This window comes from Pseudovibrio sp. Ad13 (genome assembly GCF_001623225.1).
Taxonomy (GTDB): domain Bacteria; phylum Pseudomonadota; class Alphaproteobacteria; order Rhizobiales; family Stappiaceae; genus Pseudovibrio.
Genome location: NZ_LMCC01000013.1, coordinates 445,288 through 462,679, shown reverse-complemented (window position 1 = coordinate 462,679; position 17,392 = coordinate 445,288). Strand labels below are relative to the sequence as shown.

Annotated in this window: 18 protein-coding genes; all 18 read right to left on the bottom strand. The window is 52.2% G+C overall.

Going from position 1 to position 17,392, the window contains the following annotated elements; genetic code table 11:
- Positions 1-67 precede the first annotated feature (67 nt).
- The 18 genes from PsAD13_RS15860 to PsAD13_RS15775 all read right to left on the bottom strand — a co-directional run bounded on the left by PsAD13_RS15860 (position 68) and on the right by PsAD13_RS15775 (position 17,224).
- Positions 68-565, bottom strand: a complete 498-nt coding sequence (locus PsAD13_RS15860) for a hypothetical protein (RefSeq protein ID WP_063318779.1) — start codon at positions 563-565, stop codon at positions 68-70.
- Position 566: 1 nt separating this feature from the next.
- Complete coding sequence (locus tag PsAD13_RS15855) at positions 567-2,261, bottom strand: hypothetical protein (protein ID WP_153040901.1); 1,695 nt, start codon at positions 2,259-2,261, stop codon at positions 567-569.
- 96 nt (positions 2,262-2,357) lie between these two features.
- Positions 2,358-5,549 carry a DUF4815 domain-containing protein gene (locus PsAD13_RS15850; RefSeq protein WP_063318777.1) on the bottom strand — a complete coding sequence of 1,064 codons (3,192 nt, stop codon included), beginning with the start codon at positions 5,547-5,549 and terminating at the stop codon, positions 2,358-2,360.
- 11 nt (positions 5,550-5,560) lie between these two features.
- Positions 5,561-6,670, bottom strand: coding sequence for a hypothetical protein (locus tag PsAD13_RS15845; RefSeq protein WP_063318776.1), 1,110 nt, complete (start codon positions 6,668-6,670; stop codon positions 5,561-5,563).
- Positions 6,667-7,515, bottom strand: a complete 849-nt coding sequence (locus PsAD13_RS15840) for a baseplate J/gp47 family protein (protein ID WP_063318775.1) — start codon at positions 7,513-7,515, stop codon at positions 6,667-6,669. The genes PsAD13_RS15845 and PsAD13_RS15840 overlap by 4 nt, the downstream gene beginning before the upstream one ends.
- Positions 7,516-7,520: 5 nt before the next feature.
- Positions 7,521-7,925 carry a GPW/gp25 family protein gene (locus tag PsAD13_RS15835; protein WP_063307386.1) on the bottom strand — a complete coding sequence of 135 codons (405 nt, stop codon included), beginning with the start codon at positions 7,923-7,925 and terminating at the stop codon, positions 7,521-7,523.
- A 1-nt stretch (position 7,926) separates the two neighbouring features.
- Positions 7,927-8,133, bottom strand: a complete 207-nt coding sequence (locus tag PsAD13_RS15830) for a hypothetical protein (protein WP_063292085.1) — start codon at positions 8,131-8,133, stop codon at positions 7,927-7,929.
- 11 nt (positions 8,134-8,144) lie between these two features.
- The gene (locus tag PsAD13_RS15825) at positions 8,145-8,708 is read right to left on the bottom strand and encodes a phage baseplate assembly protein V (protein ID WP_063318774.1); all 564 of its coding nucleotides are present in this window, start codon (positions 8,706-8,708) and stop codon (positions 8,145-8,147) included.
- The gene (locus PsAD13_RS15820; RefSeq protein WP_063318773.1) at positions 8,701-9,438 is read right to left on the bottom strand and encodes a hypothetical protein; all 738 of its coding nucleotides are present in this window, start codon (positions 9,436-9,438) and stop codon (positions 8,701-8,703) included. Before PsAD13_RS15820 ends, PsAD13_RS15825 begins: the two co-directional genes overlap by 8 nt.
- On the bottom strand, positions 9,435-9,812 hold the full coding sequence (locus PsAD13_RS15815) for a hypothetical protein (protein ID WP_063318772.1): 378 nt from the start codon (positions 9,810-9,812) through the stop codon (positions 9,435-9,437). The genes PsAD13_RS15820 and PsAD13_RS15815 overlap by 4 nt, the downstream gene beginning before the upstream one ends.
- Positions 9,813-9,860: 48 nt before the next feature.
- Positions 9,861-10,292: a hypothetical protein gene (locus tag PsAD13_RS15810; RefSeq protein ID WP_063318771.1), complete on the bottom strand. Its 432-nt coding sequence runs from the start codon at positions 10,290-10,292 to the stop codon at positions 9,861-9,863.
- 9 nt (positions 10,293-10,301) lie between these two features.
- Positions 10,302-11,324 carry a major capsid protein gene (locus PsAD13_RS15805; protein WP_063318770.1) on the bottom strand — a complete coding sequence of 341 codons (1,023 nt, stop codon included), beginning with the start codon at positions 11,322-11,324 and terminating at the stop codon, positions 10,302-10,304.
- Between the two features lie 43 nt (positions 11,325-11,367).
- Entirely contained in the window at positions 11,368-11,736 is a 369-nt protein-coding gene (locus PsAD13_RS15800) for a head decoration protein (RefSeq protein WP_063292079.1), read from the bottom strand.
- A gap of 65 nt (positions 11,737-11,801) precedes the next feature.
- Positions 11,802-12,824 carry a head maturation protease, ClpP-related gene (locus PsAD13_RS15795; protein ID WP_063318769.1) on the bottom strand — a complete coding sequence of 341 codons (1,023 nt, stop codon included), beginning with the start codon at positions 12,822-12,824 and terminating at the stop codon, positions 11,802-11,804.
- A 6-nt stretch (positions 12,825-12,830) separates the two neighbouring features.
- Positions 12,831-13,055, bottom strand: coding sequence for a hypothetical protein (locus PsAD13_RS15790; RefSeq protein WP_063307380.1), 225 nt, complete (start codon positions 13,053-13,055; stop codon positions 12,831-12,833).
- Positions 13,052-14,704: a phage portal protein gene (locus PsAD13_RS15785; RefSeq protein WP_063318768.1), complete on the bottom strand. Its 1,653-nt coding sequence runs from the start codon at positions 14,702-14,704 to the stop codon at positions 13,052-13,054. The genes PsAD13_RS15790 and PsAD13_RS15785 overlap by 4 nt, the downstream gene beginning before the upstream one ends.
- Positions 14,701-16,785 (bottom strand): terminase gpA endonuclease subunit, encoded by a 2,085-nt coding sequence (locus PsAD13_RS15780; protein WP_063318767.1) that lies wholly within the window; start codon positions 16,783-16,785, stop codon positions 14,701-14,703. The genes PsAD13_RS15785 and PsAD13_RS15780 overlap by 4 nt, the downstream gene beginning before the upstream one ends.
- Positions 16,757-17,224 (bottom strand): terminase small subunit, encoded by a 468-nt coding sequence (locus PsAD13_RS15775; RefSeq protein ID WP_063318766.1) that lies wholly within the window; start codon positions 17,222-17,224, stop codon positions 16,757-16,759. The genes PsAD13_RS15780 and PsAD13_RS15775 overlap by 29 nt, the downstream gene beginning before the upstream one ends.
- Between the last annotated feature and the right edge of the window lie 168 nt (positions 17,225-17,392).

Sequence of the window (17,392 nt, the reverse complement as noted above, 5' to 3'; positions counted from 1 at the left end):
CCATGAAAAAACCCGCTCCGGTGTTACCGTGCGGGTGGGTTAAGTCTTGATTGTTTGGAAGGGCTGGTTAGCTCAGCTCTTCCATAGCCTCAGGTAGGGTCTTGGTCAGATCCCATAGGATGTCTTGTGACGGGTCCGGAACCGGGTCGAGCTGCTGGATTTGAGCGGAGCGGGTTACGATACCGGCACGGTACTTGATTGCTGCATGATAGAGCGCTTGCACCTTCTCGCGAGTATCAAGCACGAGCAACACGCCTTCAGCTGTGACAGCTTCGACTTTGGAAGCTTCAGGCAGTTCAGCATCAAACCCGTCCAGCATTTCACTCAAGCGACCAACCGACTCCAGATCTGTTTTGAACTGAGTGCCGTTGATCCGAGTTCCGGCTTCAATCCGCCGCTCAGCTTCTTCAGAAACATCAGTCGCCTCAAATGTGCGCGGAGGCTCTTCGTATAATCGCCAGTTCCCCTCGCCAAAGTTTTCCTCTAGCCACTTGGTATCACCATCAAAAACAATCGTGTTTTCGACTTCACCGGTGTCACTATTCAAAATGTCATAATCAGGCACATCAATACTCCCAAATCACAACGCCGCCTTTGCGTGCGGCACCTATTGCACCAGTACCCCAGAAACTAGCCGGGGGTGTCGGGACTCCGCCGTTTCCGTCTCTCCCGCGGGCTACTGTCGTTGTGAATGCTGCATCATGCCCAGATGCATTGCCGTTACCGCGAACACTCAAGGTGTGACCGTCATATTTAAATGTGCAGGTCTTCGTTTCATTGCTTCCGATAGAGACGGTTCCGGTGCTTGGACCGTCGCGCAGATCAAAGATCTTTACAACGGTAGCGCCCGCATATCCGGAGTCATTATTGTACGAAGGTTTTCCTGAAGCCGTCAGAAAGACCACGGCTGTTTTTGATTTAGAGTGCTTTGTCCATGTTCCGGTACTACGCGCAGTTACCTTCAAAGGACCGCCGCCGCCGAGCCCAGCTGCTTCCATTTTTGACGCCAGATTGCCTTCATCGATGACCTCTTTGCCATCAATCAAGGTTTTCCCGGTCAATCGGTTTTCCTGAACACCTTCTTGGACGATACCGACGCGTTTTTTGCCATCCCAGTTACCATCATAGTTTTGATAAAGCGCAACCGGGTCGTTTTCGATTGTCCCATCATCATAATCCATGTGGGTGTATATACCGCGCGCATCGCCCACTCTCGCGTTAGCATGGTTCGGGTTGATGCCAACATGCATACCTACGCAAACGCCTATCCGGCCCGAACCGTTGAAAAAGGAGTAACTCCTTGCTCCATAGGCATAATCAACACTCCCCGTGGAATTGGTATCAGTTCCACACTGAGAGTACGAACCTCCCATGCTTCGAACTTTTGAAGAGCCGCGCTGTCGAGTCGACAACAACCCCCCAAAAGCTTCGTACGTTTTTCCTTGCGAACCGCCGTCAATATACGAGAAAGACTTTAGCCCGCGTTTTGTGAAACGCTTGCCGGTATCTTCAGAAGCATTAGCTGGAGCATATTGTTTGTTTTCAAGAACCAGACTGTCGCTAAATCTGTTTGCAGAAATGTTTTCTGTGTTTTCTGACATGTTGCGATAACGCGCTAACCATCGGTCAGAAGATTTCATGGACCAGTCCGTATCCAACAGGTCAAGGCGCTTCGCTACGAATTTTGTATTCCCCACGGACTTGTAAGGACCATCAGAAACAAAGTGCCATGCATTGTCGCTATCATCATGCCAAAAGTGGTCAATGTTCTCACCTGATCTATCGGCAAATTCACCTTCTGAATCATTCGCAATGATGGCTTTATTGTTGAGATATAGATCACCAAGAACTGACAGCACTTTTTTGAACTTAGCATTCTTCGTTGCATCAGCGAATTTATTGAGATCAGAAGCCTTTGCCAGTGTTGCAAGTTTGGTCGAAAGGCCTTGAACATCACCTATCAGGTGTTCGTGATCCCCACTCGCCAGCTGCGACACAATATTATTGATCTCCTGAACTGAGTAACCGCGCTGCCCCAATGACCACTTTCCTGCAATAAACTGCAAAATGGAGTTGTCAGGCGCATCCGTCACATCAACATCAGAAAGATCATTGAGTTTGTGCGCGTGATTGGCCAAGGCTAGCAGGGCTAATGCCTCTGCCAGTCCATTGATCTTGGCCATCTCATGAGAATGTCCGGCAGTAGCAAGGCTCGCCAAAGTGACTGCAACCTCACCCAGGCGAGCATCAAATGCTTTCACGAACTCATTGATCTTTTTATGATCCTCGGAGACATTCTCTTCGCTGTCGAGCAGTGGCAGGTTTAGATTTGGCGTTGTTTCCATTGATCACTTCTCCTAGATGGTCGCAACTGCACGCAGGTCTTCCAGAACCGGCCTTGCCTTCGGATTGCCAGTTATGGTGATTTTCACGGCTGTCTGGCTGCCAAGGTTTTGGTCCAGTTCATAGGTGGCATCCACTGTGCCCGCCGCATCCAACACTTCACCGGTCTTGTAAGGAGCCTCAACAAAATCTCCTGAACTGTTCTTCAGGAATACTTTTGCTGAGGCGCCATTTGGTAGAGTTCGTTTGACCCGAACCGGGAAGCGGCTTGCATTGCCGGTCTGGAAGGCAACGCCGATATAGTCAGCGGTTTCAGCAAGCTTACCTGCCCGTACCTGAACACCGGGGAAGAGACGAGGGCTTGCGGTTCTGGTCCCCTTCAGGATTGCTGCAATACTGACAGTTTCCTTCACCCATTCATCGAACTGCACACCGGCATAGGCCGCTGTCCGGATCTTTGATCCATCTGCACGAGTGATTTCAAATGTAATGGAACACCCGGTTTCAGGAGTATCGACAGCCGCCGCAATCATCAGATCAGAGCAACGATCCAGATCCACGTTCCCCAACTCGACGCGCTTGGTGGTCTGCGTAAACTCAGCCGCATCTACGCCGCACGTCAGGTCAGAACCATGCACCGGAAGATAGGTTGAGTTGTTCGAGCTCTCAATCTCGGTGCCAACGGTGTAAGGGTTCACACCGAGGAAGCTCTGGTTTTTCTCGTCAAACTCACCAAGCACCGCAGCTGAGATCGAATGCTCATTATCGGGAGTGATCGCAATGAACGCATATTCCCGCGTAGAAAGCAGATAAGGCAGAGATGGAAACGGACATGGTGTCCACTTATTCAGCTCTACCTTGGACATGTCGATGACAGCTTGAGCAAGAATTTCATCAGTAGGAAAACCCGCTCCATTGGTAGCCCGCAACTCAACCACAACAGGTGTGTTTGGATTACCTATCTTGCAGAACCAGAGTTTTACCTGCGCAATATGCCTGTTACCTGCTGGCAAGCTAAAGGTTTGCCCTCTTGGATCGCGGTTTCGCGTAATGATGCGCGTCACCGTGATAATCTGAGGCGGTGGTGGTGGCGGAGGAACGAGAACAAGTGTTGTTACCCGCTGCATTGTTTGAGTGGTGACTTTGCCCTCACCCACAAAGCGAGCAAACGCCTCAGAGCCACCCACACCAAATGCTTCAACCAGCTTCTCACCAGCTGCATGCTTTTTGGCTGGAATGCTCAAGGTAAGCGTTAGCTGTCCATCTCCGGCAGCCGCTGGTTTTTGCACTGGCGTCATGTCCACATTATCAAACAAGATACGGTCAAGGATCTCTCCCCCACCGAAACCTTCAATCGTGACCGTGATATCAATTGCCCGCAAAAACTTGGCATTCTCTTCAGCAGTCCCAACCACCTGTTGCTCAGAGGTAGAAGAGGCCTCAGGCCCGAACACCTCATGGGTCACATCAGACGCCCAAACCTCATCAACATCTGTCCAGAAGTCCTGTGAGGGCTCCAGCTTCATTGAGGCCGGGAATGGTTCATGACTAGCAAAACGGTTGATCAGCTTGCACGTGGTGCTGAGCGGCTGATCAATCACATTTTCCAGCTTGTATGGAAGCATCTCCACGCCCGTGTTGTTGAGGTCATGGATGGTGACGTCCAAGGGCAGCGTGAGCATACCGTTGCGGACTGCTGCGTTTTGCTGAGCGCCAAGATCACGCCAGCGATCATCGGCAAACGGATCAACAAAGATCCCGCGCTTTGCTGCTGGTTCCTTGTCGTGAATATCAAGTTGCAAGCGGTTAAGGGCAATCAGATCGCGAGAACTATTGAGGAGCTGCACAACCTCCCATAGCTTGTCATAAGTGATGTTGTGAGTGCCATCATTCTTAACCAAAGGCAGCCCGTCAAAGTCGTTGTAGACGGTTGCCAGTTTCAAAAGGTTGTCAGGGGTTTTGGGAGCAACTGCACGTGCAGAAGATTGGCCTTCCACATAAACAGCGTTTCCGGTCTGATCCAGACAAACCAGATCTACACGCGGCAGCTTGCGCTTGTAGATTACGACTACCTCACCGCCTGAGCGGCCGCCTGTTAGTTCGATGTCATGAGCAGATACGGTCACAGGCTGAACAGAGTCACGATAGCGATATTTGCAGTGATAACTGGAACCGGGTGACGGCTCATCTCCGGCCAATGACCAATCAACCTTATCGGCAGTCAGCTGGTAGTCAGTACCCCTCACGAATGTTTTGCTGCCTTGTTTGATCTGAACGATCTCTTTCAGGCTGTCATTTTGGAGTGTATCGGAGCCGTTGATAATCTGGCTGCGTGTGACGTCCTCTGTGACTTCCTTTTCAAGCTGAATGTTGACCAGCTCATCAATCGGCCCATAGTGGAGGCGAAACTTCTGCTTTTTGTTGGATGCTACGGTGTAAGTGTGCTGCTCACCGTCAATCTGGAAAGTGTCCCACTTCTCTTCGATCTCAAGGCGCAAGGCATGCTCACGGGAACGTTTGAAGCCTTTGATATTGCCGGTGCCCGCAGCAATGGAAAAGACCACATTGCCGTTAGATTTCTCAATTGCAGTTACGCGGCACCCCTCATCAATGTAGTTGCCATTTGCTCCAAAATCCTGCGCTGCAGATACCTGCGCTACTTGGCTCATTTCGGCAGGCGGCGTCTGGTCTAGCGGTGTGCCTTTTACCAGCGTGTAAACCGGGTAAAGCTGACCTTCCGCGCCATCTCCCGCATAGCCCCACACAAGGCGGGTCACGATCCTTGAAGCCCCCTTCTCGCCTTCCGCTTCTGTACCCGGCTTTAAACCTGCAAGCGTTGGGTCATCCTCGGAGTTGATCACGGTAGAGCTTACGCGCACACCAACAATCAGGTCAGTAGTCAGATCGACTCCTTCCAGAACAGCTGCACCAACCGGACGCACATCGCCTGCCACATAGACAGTCCCACCACCAAGAAGGATTCTGCTTCCTGCCCGGTCAATCTCAATGGCCGCGCCGGACTTACGATCACCATCGCGAGAAACGGTATTGCCAATGCGCTCAGACTGGCGGCGTGCAATACCGAACGCATCATTGAGATCGGTTCCGGTGATAAAGACTTCCTCAGGCCAGACAGCTGCGGAATCGTTTTGGCGCTCAGGCGTGCGATCATGCGCACCTGGCACGAGTGGATGTTCAAAAGCCATTTGAGTGGTCCTTATGCGAAGCTCAGGAGAACCTTTACGCGAGTGCGCTTGGTGAGCCGCAAATCAGTTGTAAGCGCCTGCGAGCAAACAGCTGCAAACGGTGTTTCGATCTGGTCAGGAAGAAGCCAACGCTTTCCTTGTGGCTGGTCAGGCTTTGGCGTGGCTCCAAACAACAGAGCAACGGAGGTGCATTCCTCGCCTGCCCCTTCCCCAAATCCGGTGAGCGCTTCCACATAAACGCGCTGTCCCTGATCGTGGGGAGTGATCTGCTCAGAGCCAATCTTGTAGGTGATGCCGGGGGCAACTTGATGCAAAGCCTTACAGCGCCTTGCCCCAATCATGGAACCATCAGCACGGTAAAAGCCCATGTATCCACCGAGCAGAGCTGTTTGGCGGGCCATAACACGCAACTTAGCGCCGATACCCAAATCCTGCCACGAGGTTTCAACCTCGCTCCATGGAGCTGCCAGTTCTTCCCAAGTCACACCGCCCGAAGAGGTGTCGATATAAACGCCGATTGCTTGTTTTTCAGCAGCGGTAAGCGCCCTTTGAAACTCATGGGTAGTGCCAACGCTCCATTTGGTTGGAACCTCTCCCACCCGTGCCCCGGAGTGCGAAGACAAAAGAGCATTCCCAAGTTTTGAATAAGACAGCTCAGCTGCGCGGATATCATAGCCATTGAAGGCCCGCATGACTTTGGTGCGCCGGGAAACTGACAGACCAACAATCCCGGCGATGCGCGGCAGATCTTCTTCACTGCGTGGGAGCCGGTCCAGTGCCAGCTGATCCCAATGCCATTTACGCCGCCTGCTTGGCGCTTGTTCCAGGAGCCCGCCATAGTCGATGAAGCCAAGCCCCTTATAAACAGCAGCTTCAAAGCCGCGAATGCGCAGCCATTCAAGCCCCTCATCATAGAGCTGGTAGATGTTGTCTACATAAGGGCTTAGGATACCAAGGCCGGTTTCCTGTATCAGGTGCGGCATGATGCGTGGCTGCGGGTTTTGCCACTTCATGCCCATGTTGTTGTAGTGCTGGCGAACGACCTCAAGGCCTTCGTGATTGGTCTGCGAGATCGCCCGCATCCAAGGCGTGGCGTTGGCCGGCAAAAGAGTTTCAGTCATCGCCCGCGCCCCATGGAAGTGGTTGAGATTGAACCAAGCGCAATGGCTTCATTTGGATCCGCGACCACATCAACGAAAGGCGCTTCTACGATCACGTTGTTAATCCCGTCCCCCATGGCCGTGTTGATCAGCCAGGCTCTTGTGAGATCAAGGCCAAGCCGCTCTTCTGCCTCCCACGCAGCCCGCAGTTTTGCCTCCAGCGCTTCCAAGGCAGAATTACGCGCGTGCTCTTCAAGTTGAACCTGAAGGGCCACATCAATGGTCTTGGTCACAGCTGAAACGACAATGAACCGGTCAGAGGTGACTTTGTTGGTTGGCTGGATCAGGTGCCCCAGAACAGTTTCAAGAAGTTCATCGCTTGCATGTCCTCCCGGAACGGCTGACAGCACACCGACATAGAGCGTGGGATCAATGCCGTTGTCCCAGATAGCAACGCCCTTCACGTCAAGATGGGCATCCATGGAAAGCGCTTTGTAACGCTCCTCAGGACCGCCACCAGAACGCCCGACAATGTGAAGCTTGATGCGTGTGCGAAACCGCTCATCTTTTTCGCTCTGCATGCGCGTAACGCCATAAAAGACCGCCAACACATCAAGCGCCACGCCATAAGCGTAATCCACGAAGTAGAGAACAAACTTCTCATTCCCCAGCTGCAGAAGATAGACCACCAGATAAACCAGTTCTTCCTGCAAGATTTTGGCGGGGTCTGTTTCAAGGCCTTCTACGGTCCATGGGATTCCGGCTGCATCAAACTTGGATTTCAGGCGGTTTAAAGATGCTGCAAGGATGGCCTCATAGTCGATATTCTCGATCAACTCAGGTGGTGGAAGCTTGGTCTGGCCCATGTGGCTTAACTTTCCAGTGTTTGCACCTTCCCATCCCGAAAAAACAGGCCGAAGGAAATAGAGCGTTCAACGGTATAATCTGGTGGTGAAAGGTGTGCTTTCGGGCGAAAATCCGCCTCAATAGTTAGGCCAACGTTCCCTAAGCGAACTTGTTCTACGGTGCCTTGCGGTGTCAGGCGCCTCACCTTGAACCGGGGCTCCCACCGGTCAATGGCTACAGCTATCAGCTGCATGAAGACTGCAAAGCGCTTCGGGGTAAGCTTCTTACCCAAGATCTCGACAAAGCCAGCGCCGAACTGCCTGCGCATCACCCGAGAATAGAGCCGGGTTCCAAGGATGACTTCTACCCCTTGGAGCGCTGATTGCAGATTAGAGATCGGTTGCCCAGTGTGCCTGCTCAATCCCGTCATATCAGGCCCCAGTCTTGGTAGGTGCCTTACTGCGACGCTTGCGAGGTGCCTTCTCTTCAGCGGCGTCTTCATTGGCAAGGCTAGCGGCGGCGATTGCCACGTAGTAGTCAGCGGCCTGCTCGGTCATCTCAACAATGCGGTCCTCAGGAACGCGCTCACCATCGATCGTGTCCGCACCCTCACGAATGCGGTATCTTTGCTTCGTCATGTCTGGAGTCCTTAATTAGGGCCTTTGGTGTCAGCTGGTCCCGGCGAAATACCGCCGTGTGTGTGCGTTGAGCCAACGTTCTTGTCATCGTGTGTGACCTTCCCGCCCTGAGTAGCAACACCATCACTGCTGATAATATGCTTCACGCCACCGACGGTGATTTCAATACTGTTCTCAGCTGAGATCTGGAGCTTGCCGTCCTTGATCTGAATGCGGACACCAGCATCCTTAAAAACGTTTGCTTGCATGTCCGAGTTGGGTGTTTCGTGGCCGTCGCTATATCCACCTGGCAGTACTAAACCTTGTCGGGGGTCACCGCTTGGATTGAGCATCCCTACCATCTGCCCAACTTTCAGCGGAATGGAGGTTTTGGAGGTTTCTGGATGCGGTTTCCAAGGTGAGAGATAAGGGTTGCCTTCTTCATCCTCTCCCAGCTTGATACGGTAGCCCTTCTTCGGATCAACTGCGTGAACCGGCCCGACCTGTATCATCTCCGCTATCACTGATCTTAAAGTTTCCAACTCGGCTTGCTGTTGCGTGAGAAGCTCGGTGATGACGTCCCACTGGTCATCCATCTTGAACTGCCTCGTCTAATCCGAGCGTCTCGATTTGGTCAGGATGCATACCGTTCTCCATTCTGAACACATCAAGCGGAGGCGCTTCCGGCTCTAAGGCAGCGCGCATCAAGTCAGCTTTAGCGGCTATGCTCGGATCACCACTGCCCTCCATAAGCTCAAACAGTTCCCCGAATGGGTTTGAGAGCACTTCAGCACCGGTTCTCGGCTCTTCCAAAAGCATGCACTTGAGTTCAAACTGGTGAGCTGCGAGCCGCAATCCATCCTGCTCGTTTGCAATGCGGCCTTTTTTGAAGCCGGTCACCCCCATCAAGAGTTCTCGGAACATCTTCACATACGGATCTCTGGTATCTGATAGTGCGTTGAGGATCTCGCGACCAATGAGATCAAGCTTGAACTCCATGTTGGCATCAGTAACCGGAATATCCTGTACGATGACAGCTTCGCCTGTTTCATCATCTTTGACGGACATTGAAGAGGTAATGCCCCATTCGAAATAGATTTTGGTGTCAGCTTGGCCGAGCAATTCCAGACTATTGCCGCTCGCCTGCATGTCTGCCTCGTCGGTATAAACAGTCAAGAAAGGTTGTTCTTGGCTCGTTTCTGGCAGGCCATCCTCATTGAAATTGAGTGCACCAAAAGCCGAATCCTGAACATTATCGCCCACGCTTGTTTTACCCTTCAGGGCTTCGCAAAGGCAGTGCCGTGCGGCAATTCTAACGATGCTCATGCTTCCCCCAGCTCCAGTACAATGCGCATTTCATCTCGATAACTTGCGTGCAGGACATCAAACCAAGGCTTTCCATCGCGTGTAATTGCCCTGATGGTGTCGCCCTTTTTGATCTCAGGGCCGGTGTAAAGCGACTTTGCGATATGCAATTGAGTCTTCGCCGAGTTGACGCGGCCACGCCATTTCAAAGCATCGCCACCGCTCAAGTTGGTGTTGCGAACATTGCCTACTCTCAAAATCGCTTGGATTGTCGTGTTCCCGCGTGATTGGTCTTGTCTGCCATCCTGCAAAAATTTGAGCTCGATAGTTTCCGCCCATCGTTCATCTGCGGTCTTCACTACTTTCTCAAAATGTTTCTTCGTTTCAGGTGTCATGGCTTGGCCCCATAAAGAGAAAGGCGCGAGTTTCCTCGCGCCTTTGTTTTATTGTGCTTCGGCGGCTTCAATAGCCGCTTGGTACTCTTCGACGGTCCAGTCTTCGTCTGGCGTAATGCCAAGCTTTTTGGCTTTGGTGTCGAGGTCATCAAACTGAGCCCGAACCAGATCGCGAACTTTCTCACGCAGAGTTTCAAGACCAATGTTTTTAGGCGGACGGTAATCAAGCTTTTCAGCTTCTTCACGCAGCTCGTCCATGGTCATGGCGCTATAAGCGTCTTCCCCGCCCACATCAGCTACCGGCTCGGTGTCTGGCTCATCAGCTTTATATGCAAGACCATCATCAATCAGGCTTGTTGCATACGACGCTGGAACCTTAACAGCTTCACCGGGCTCAACAGTGACGACGTCGTCCTTACCCACGACCTCTCCGGGGATCATGAGCCCAGAAAGGTTTGCAATCCACATAGCTTTGGTCATCGTGCCCCCTTACTGGCCCGGAGTGTAGTTCTGAAGGCGAATTTTTCGCAGGACGCCGGGGTTTGTACAGAGAGACATGGCGTTCATCTGAACCTCAATGGAGCGCCCTTTATCGTTTGGATCCTTGAACTGTCGAAGGTAAAGCGGCAGGCCTTCGGAGTTCACCGTATCTTCGTAATCAGCAGGACCGAAACGAGTGATAAACAAATCAGGCACACCAAACGGAACAATGCGAGCCTCATTGTGGGCAATATAGGTGCCCCCACCGGCTTCTCTCGCTTTACGGCCCTGTTTGTAGCGTTCAAACTTGAAGCCACCGAAATCAAATTTATCCGGGGCTGCGTTCCGCAACTTCCCTGCAGAAGAGGTGTTGAGGAAAGTCTCGCGAACTTCAGGACGGTTCCAGATCCATTCATGAAGGTTTCGGCCAGAGAACACATGCATATGCCCGTATGCCCGATCAAGGTCATCTTCAATGCCATACAGCGCATGCATCAAGAAAGAGCCAAGGCTCAGATCTACGTCTTCATGATCGAGGTCAAGCGGAGCTGGGATTGCATAGCCAAACTTGGCATAGAGGTTCGCCAGCGTTTTGCCATTGCGAGTCAGAACGATGCCGTTCAGTGCACCCATACGTTGGTGTTCCAGCGTGTTATCAAGGTCGCGGGTATGTTTGCGCCCCTTCTTCACAACGCGTTCCTGAAGCCGTTCCAACTGATCATTTGTCCCGGTTCTGCGAACGTTCTGGATTTCGTCAGCCGAGATATGATCATTGCGCTCGTAATGAGGGATCTTGAAGGACTCGAGGGTGCGCTCTTCGTCCCCGGTTGTTTCCCCTGGTCCACCACGAGCGGTCGGCTCGACCAGCTGCAAATCGTTGACTTCGCGTTCAATGTCAATATAGGTGGTGTCCACCCCATCTTCTTCGAACAGGCCGGACTTGCCAATCTGATCAGGAACCGAAGGTTCTTCATTGATGGCAAGCGTAAGGTTGTGAACGCTAAAGCGGTCGTCATCCCAGATATCAGGCATTTAAGTCTCACATAATTGGAAGGAAAGTTGGTCTGATTGCGGTTTAGCGTGCGATCAGGCCAGAGGCCTCGAGCTCTGCTAGCTTTGCAGCTACTTTTGTGTCGTCATCAACGGATGCATCGAAGTTCAAAAGGACCTTTTTGACTTCTGCATCCCGGTGCAACACGACTGCTTCAACATCCTGCGACGTTGCATCAACAGCATGGGCAAGAACCGCTTTTGCCGTCTCTGAGCCATCGGCACCAGTTGCCGGAGATGGAACATACTTTTTGGAAGCTGTTTGCTTCCCGACCACAGTGGCAGCCTTCACCACGCCTGAGCCAGCAGCGATGGTCACGGACTCGCGAGAGCGATTGCCGCTTGCTTCGGAAAGTAGAAAAGACCAGTCACGCTGGCGCATTTTCGTTGACATGCAAAACTCCATAAAAAAAGGCCGCGTATGCGACCTGCTTAAGCTTTGTTGCGGGTGAAGATGGCTTAAGAGGCCACCAACTCGCGACGCTTTTTGTAAATAGAACCAGCACTCATTGTCGGCTGTTGTGGCTTGTCTGTGCTGTCCAGACCGGCGCCTGTCTGTCGCATAGAGGAGTAATCGTTCTGCGATGGGTTGTTGTTGGAGTTTGGCGCAATGTCTTCCATCAAATCAAACTTAGCTTTGATCTGTTCGAAGTCCATGCCATCGGCCATGAAGGATTCTGCAAGTTTTGGCTGCTTCTGCGCCTGTGGTAGTTCCATCACTTGCTTTTGCAACTTCATGTAGGTTGTGACGCCTTCTTTCTTGCCTTCTTCCTTGGCAGTAGCAATGCGCTGCGCAATTTCTGCTTCAGTTGCCATTGTAGGCCCATCCTCTTGCGTTTCCGGTTTGGTAGGTGTTGGCTCTGGCTCCTGATCCCACTTGTTTGAGCGGGCCATAGTCACCAGTTCTTTGGGAGCCTTTTCGTACATGGTGAAATTAAAAGGTTGGCAGGACATCAAAGACTGAGACCCTGCCTCATGTGATGTCGCAAAGCCTTGCGCTACAGCGTCCTCGCCTGTCATCCATGTCTCAGCTTTCATTAGCCCGCGAACTTCATCAGCAGCCTTACCACTGAAGTTTGCGTAGATTTTTGCGAACTCTTCTGCTTGCATATTGAGCAACTTCGCGCTCTTTTCGTGGTCTTCTGCGGTGCCTCGCGCCAACCCCGATGGGTCATGGATCATCATAAGCGCACCCGGCTTCATAACGACCTCATCGGCTGCCATTGCAATGAGGGATGCTGCTGAACCTGACATAGCATCAACCTGCAAAGTGACTTTGCCACCATGGGCTTTCAATGCGTTGTAAATGCTCAAGCCTTCCATTGCATAACCGCCACCCGAGTCCATACGAACGGTGACATCATCGTCGCGGCCATGCTCTGCAAGAGCTTCGATAACCTGCATGGTGGTGAAACCTTCATCCCACCAATAGTCTCCGACAAACCCATACATGAAGATCTGCCCGTCTCGATAAATACCCATGGTTCCTCATGCTCTCAGGCGGGCAGCAAAGCGTCTCCGTTTTCGCTTGCCCTGTTTGATTTCACACTGTGCCTTAGCTTGGTCTAGATCGCGTTCAATTCGGTTGAGGTCGGCATCGCGATACTTGACGAAGTCCTCACCAAAGCGACTTTCAGTGACCTGCTCACCGTTGCGCACGGCCTCATAGATTGCCTCCAGTTTTTCAACTTCGGCGCACCAGTCCTTGCTCATTCATCATCCCCAGGTTGCTTGGCTTTGGGCTTCTTAGGCCCGTCTTCGGATTGGCCGCTACCTCCCTGCACTTTTTCAGATGGGTGCATGCGGCCCTGCTTCTTAAAGTCCCCGATCTCTTCATCGATCTCTCTTTGGATTTGGTCATAATCAACCCCATCCAAAGAGCATTCACGGCGGACCGAAGAAACTCCATTTTCAAGCCGTTTTTTGCGGGCGCTTTCCTTCTTGTCATCGTCGGCGGTTGGCTGAGCCGGTCCTAAAACATCAACCTGGCTTACATGCTCCCGATTGGCTCGGAATGCCGAATATCCGCCTTTGAATGGGATGCGAGCTTCTGCGACTTCTTCATCCAACCAGTTGGCGAAAGTCACTTTTGTAAGTGGGGCCACCACCCGGTCACGCCGTCGAGTCACAATGGGCCAGATGGTTGCATACTCCATTCTGACTGAGCTGTAAGTCGCTCCAGTGTGGTCCATCGTTACCGATGATGCGGTGGCGCCTATACGCCGGGCAACCTCTCTCAAGAGGTTTTGGAAGAAGGAAACATAGTGCGGGTTTGGCGTTTTACTCGAGTGAAGCTCAAACTCTTCTCCCGGAGCAAGGTGGTTGACCCTCACCCCATCCGAAAGGTTGATTGTTCCTTCCTGAAGAGCCTCAAGGCGTGACCGCCATAGGTTTGCAAGGTCTTCGCCGATATCTTCGTTGTCACTTCCATCAAGCGCCTGAAATGCTTGAAAGATATCTTCAGAGGCGTCGGGACTTTTGACTGTAGCCGCCATGATCGCCTGCGCGAGTGCAGTAGCAAGAGTCGCGTTTCCCAGCTGCTCCTGAAAGCTCATGTTGTTCAGAACTGCGGTCATCAGAGGGACACCGCGAGAGGCGTCAGGGTTCTCTGAGCGATCCATTAGCTGTACTACTTGACGCAAACCAAGGCCATCAAAGGCGTCCACATCGTGATCGATTAACCCGCCTATTTTGCCTTTGCGCTGGAACCTGTACTTCAGGTGTCGTCCGTTATCATCTTTGAAGATGCCATCTTCCAAACCAATCAACTGGCTGGTTTCCCACTTCAGTTTATGGGGTGAAACGAGCGAAATTTTAGTGCCGGTCCTGATGCCATACTTCTTACGCTCCGCGGGAGACATAAAGCTGAAAACGCCATACGCCTCTCCTTTAGTTGCGTAGATCCGGCAGACACCATCATCCATCTCAGCAAGCTTCTTCTGGCCCGCTAAATCCACTTCAAGAGGGTTGTTTGCATATGCGCGAAACTCCTTTTCAACGAGCTCTGCAAACTCTTTCTCTTCCTTCTTGTCATACCCGAGTTTTGAGAGGTCTGGCTTATAGTTGATCTTGAGCCCTTCCCCGATTGTATCAGTGATGACTTGATCAACTGCACCGGCGATCCATCCGCTGTTGTGCATGAAGTCCGTCGCAAGGGCAGAGGCCCGCGCCGCCGCCGCTCTCACATCCTCGGACCCTGAGCGGATCGGGGCGGAGCGCTTTGCCAACACGCCAGATGGATCGCCACCAAGATAACGCATTGTCGAGCGGGGGTTGCTCGACAAGCGCGGGCTGGTCTTCGCGAGCTGCCGGGTATTGGCAGGCACGCGGACACGAGGTCGCGTCAAACCTTTGCCTGTCATTGAAATCTTCTCCGAAACTTGTTCTTCGAGCGGGGTGCCTTAGGTGCCGGTCGAGTAGTCCCACGACTGGCCTTGTTTGGCGCTTCGGGTCTACTCGTCTGTTTGGGTTCCTTAGGCTCGTTCGGCAATGCCGGTTTAGGTAGGCTCTGTTTACTGCCCGGTTTACTGATCAAACGATCAGGTAGCGATAGACGCGCGGCGGCTGCATAAACCTTGCAGTCCCACGCTTCGTTGCGGATACCGTCTTCTTTAGGCTCCCAGCACCTAACGGGCTTACCTGCATGCTCTTTGATAATCGCTTGCTCAGCGGTCATTTGAGCGAAGTAGTCAGCTGGCAGGTCATCACAGGGGAAGTGAGTTGCGTTCGGCGTTGGCTCACCATCTTCCGGCAGCAGAACCCCAAGCTGCAAGGCGATCAAGTCCTTTGCCGTATCAACCCCCACGATGTAGACATGCTCACCTGAGTTCTTGGTTCGAGATGGCGTTTTGGGCCAGATCTGGCGATGCCCGGCATTGTTCCCTTTACCCTTGATTGCATAGATCCGGCGGTGCTTACGTTTCGCGCAGAACGATTGCACAATCGCAGCCCTATGACCTTGGGAGTCAATGCAAGTCGCCTTGACTGAGAGCCTCTTCCCATCTTCGCGGTGGTAGACCTTACGTAACTCTCTGTCGAACTCATCCCAGACCCGCTTGCCTGCTGTATCGCCATCCAGCACTATATGCCGGATGACCCAGTTTTCATCGTCAAGGCCATAACCAACCACAGTCATTTCAATGCGGTCGTCCTGCGTGTCTGCCCCTACAACAAGCAGGCGCACGCCTTCTGGTATCGCTTCATGGGTGTAGTTCTCCACCCGCTCGGCCAGACCTTCAGCGCTCAATGCCAGCTTGATACCTTTCACGACCTCTGCAAGGGCGGTGTTGGTCCATTTGCGCAGCATTAAAGGTTTTTTGTAGGAGTTGAGGAACTCCTTCACGACATCAAAAAGGGAATGCCTCGTTGAATAGAGTTTGGATACATGGAAACCTGCATGCCCTTCATAGTGCGAAACTTTTTTGCATTCGGGGCAATGAGAGCGCCCCTTTTCGTCCCAATGCCCTGCACCACCCCATTCGAGCGGGTTATGCGTCTTTCCGCAACATGTGAAAGGCTTCGTCTGCCTCCAGCCATAATCTGCTTCATCTGCAATGCGCAGCAGCGCTAACTTACGCTCCTTCTCACTCCATCCAGCACCACACTTTGAGCAAAAGTACTCGGCGGTATTTGAAAGATGGTTGCCGTTATCGTCTTTGTCCCACTGAACTGTTTCGCGGGACCAATAAAGAACTTGCTCTTCATCGCAATGAGGGCAACGAACAAAGCACTTCCGCTGATCGCTGGCCATGTACTCATGATAGATTTTCGATGTTTCTTCATCTGAAGGTGAGCACACACGGACATTCAAGCGCCGCTTGTTAAAGGTTGATGATCGCTCCTCACCCAATGCCAAAGGGTCACCCATGCCACCTGCGTCCGCCGGGTAAAGATCAACCTCATCAGCGAGGGTAATGCGTTTAGGACGTGATGCCAGATCGTTTGGCGAATTAGCGCCCACGAAATCCAATGCTCCGCCTGGGTACTCTTTGTGATCTAGTGTTGTGCCAGAGTCTCTCGACTTGGCGTCCGGTATCAACTCCCTCAGAACCGGTGTTGTATCGACGGTCTTCTGAAAGCGTTCCTTTGAAAAGGAAACAGCAAGCTTTTGCGTAGGCTGCACAAACAATATGGGCGATGGGTCTTGGTGTATGTGGTAACCCGCGACGTTCTGGAGGAACTCAGTCTTCATTAGCTGAGTGCAAGCCATGGCGGTGAGAACCTGCGTATCCTTCTCTGTAACCGCCATCATGGGACCAATCGAAACAGGAACACGTCTTGTCTTCCAGCGCCCCGGATTGGCTGTGTTCTCGCGTGCTACATAGCGGTACTCATCTGCCCACTCTACGAGGTTAAGTCGTGGTGGTGGTTTGAGATCGCGCTGCCGACATTCTGCGAAGACGTCATCAATTCGCTCACCAGCTATCGTCCGCCAATGCTTCAAGGATTTCACTCACTTTTGAAGAGAGGATCTCCTCAATATCTGGAGCCTCAAGAAGTTCAAGATCTGCCGAGATTTCGCCAGGCATAGCGACAAAGTTCGCTCGGATTTCAGCGTATTCCTTGGTCAGTTTCTCTTTGACGATATCTATCGGGATTGCTTTTTTGCGCAGTAGCTCAAGTTCAATTTCAGCTGTTTCAGCTTTGGCGTTGTCCCTACGGATCGCCGCTCTCTCACGCTCTGGTATCTTGTCTTCTGACAGTGACGAGCGAATGAACTTCTCACGCCATTCAAAAACTTCTGCTGTGTTGAAGAGTTTGGGCTTTCCTTTGCCTTCGTCAGAGTGAACCGGGCAACCCTTAACCATCCAGTTTCGGAGCGTTTGGCGCGTGATCCCAAAGAGATCTGCAAGCTCTAACTGGTTTACAATTTTGCCCGACATGCAGTTGAGAACCTCAAAACGTGACGATTTTACATGTTCGCGACCGTGTCAAAGTTACGGAACATTGATTTTATTGACCTTTTTAGGATCGATCGTAGGGAAAACGTGACAAGTAAAACAGCGGTTTTTGAAATTAAAACGGGCCATAACGTGGGCTCCGCCACCGTA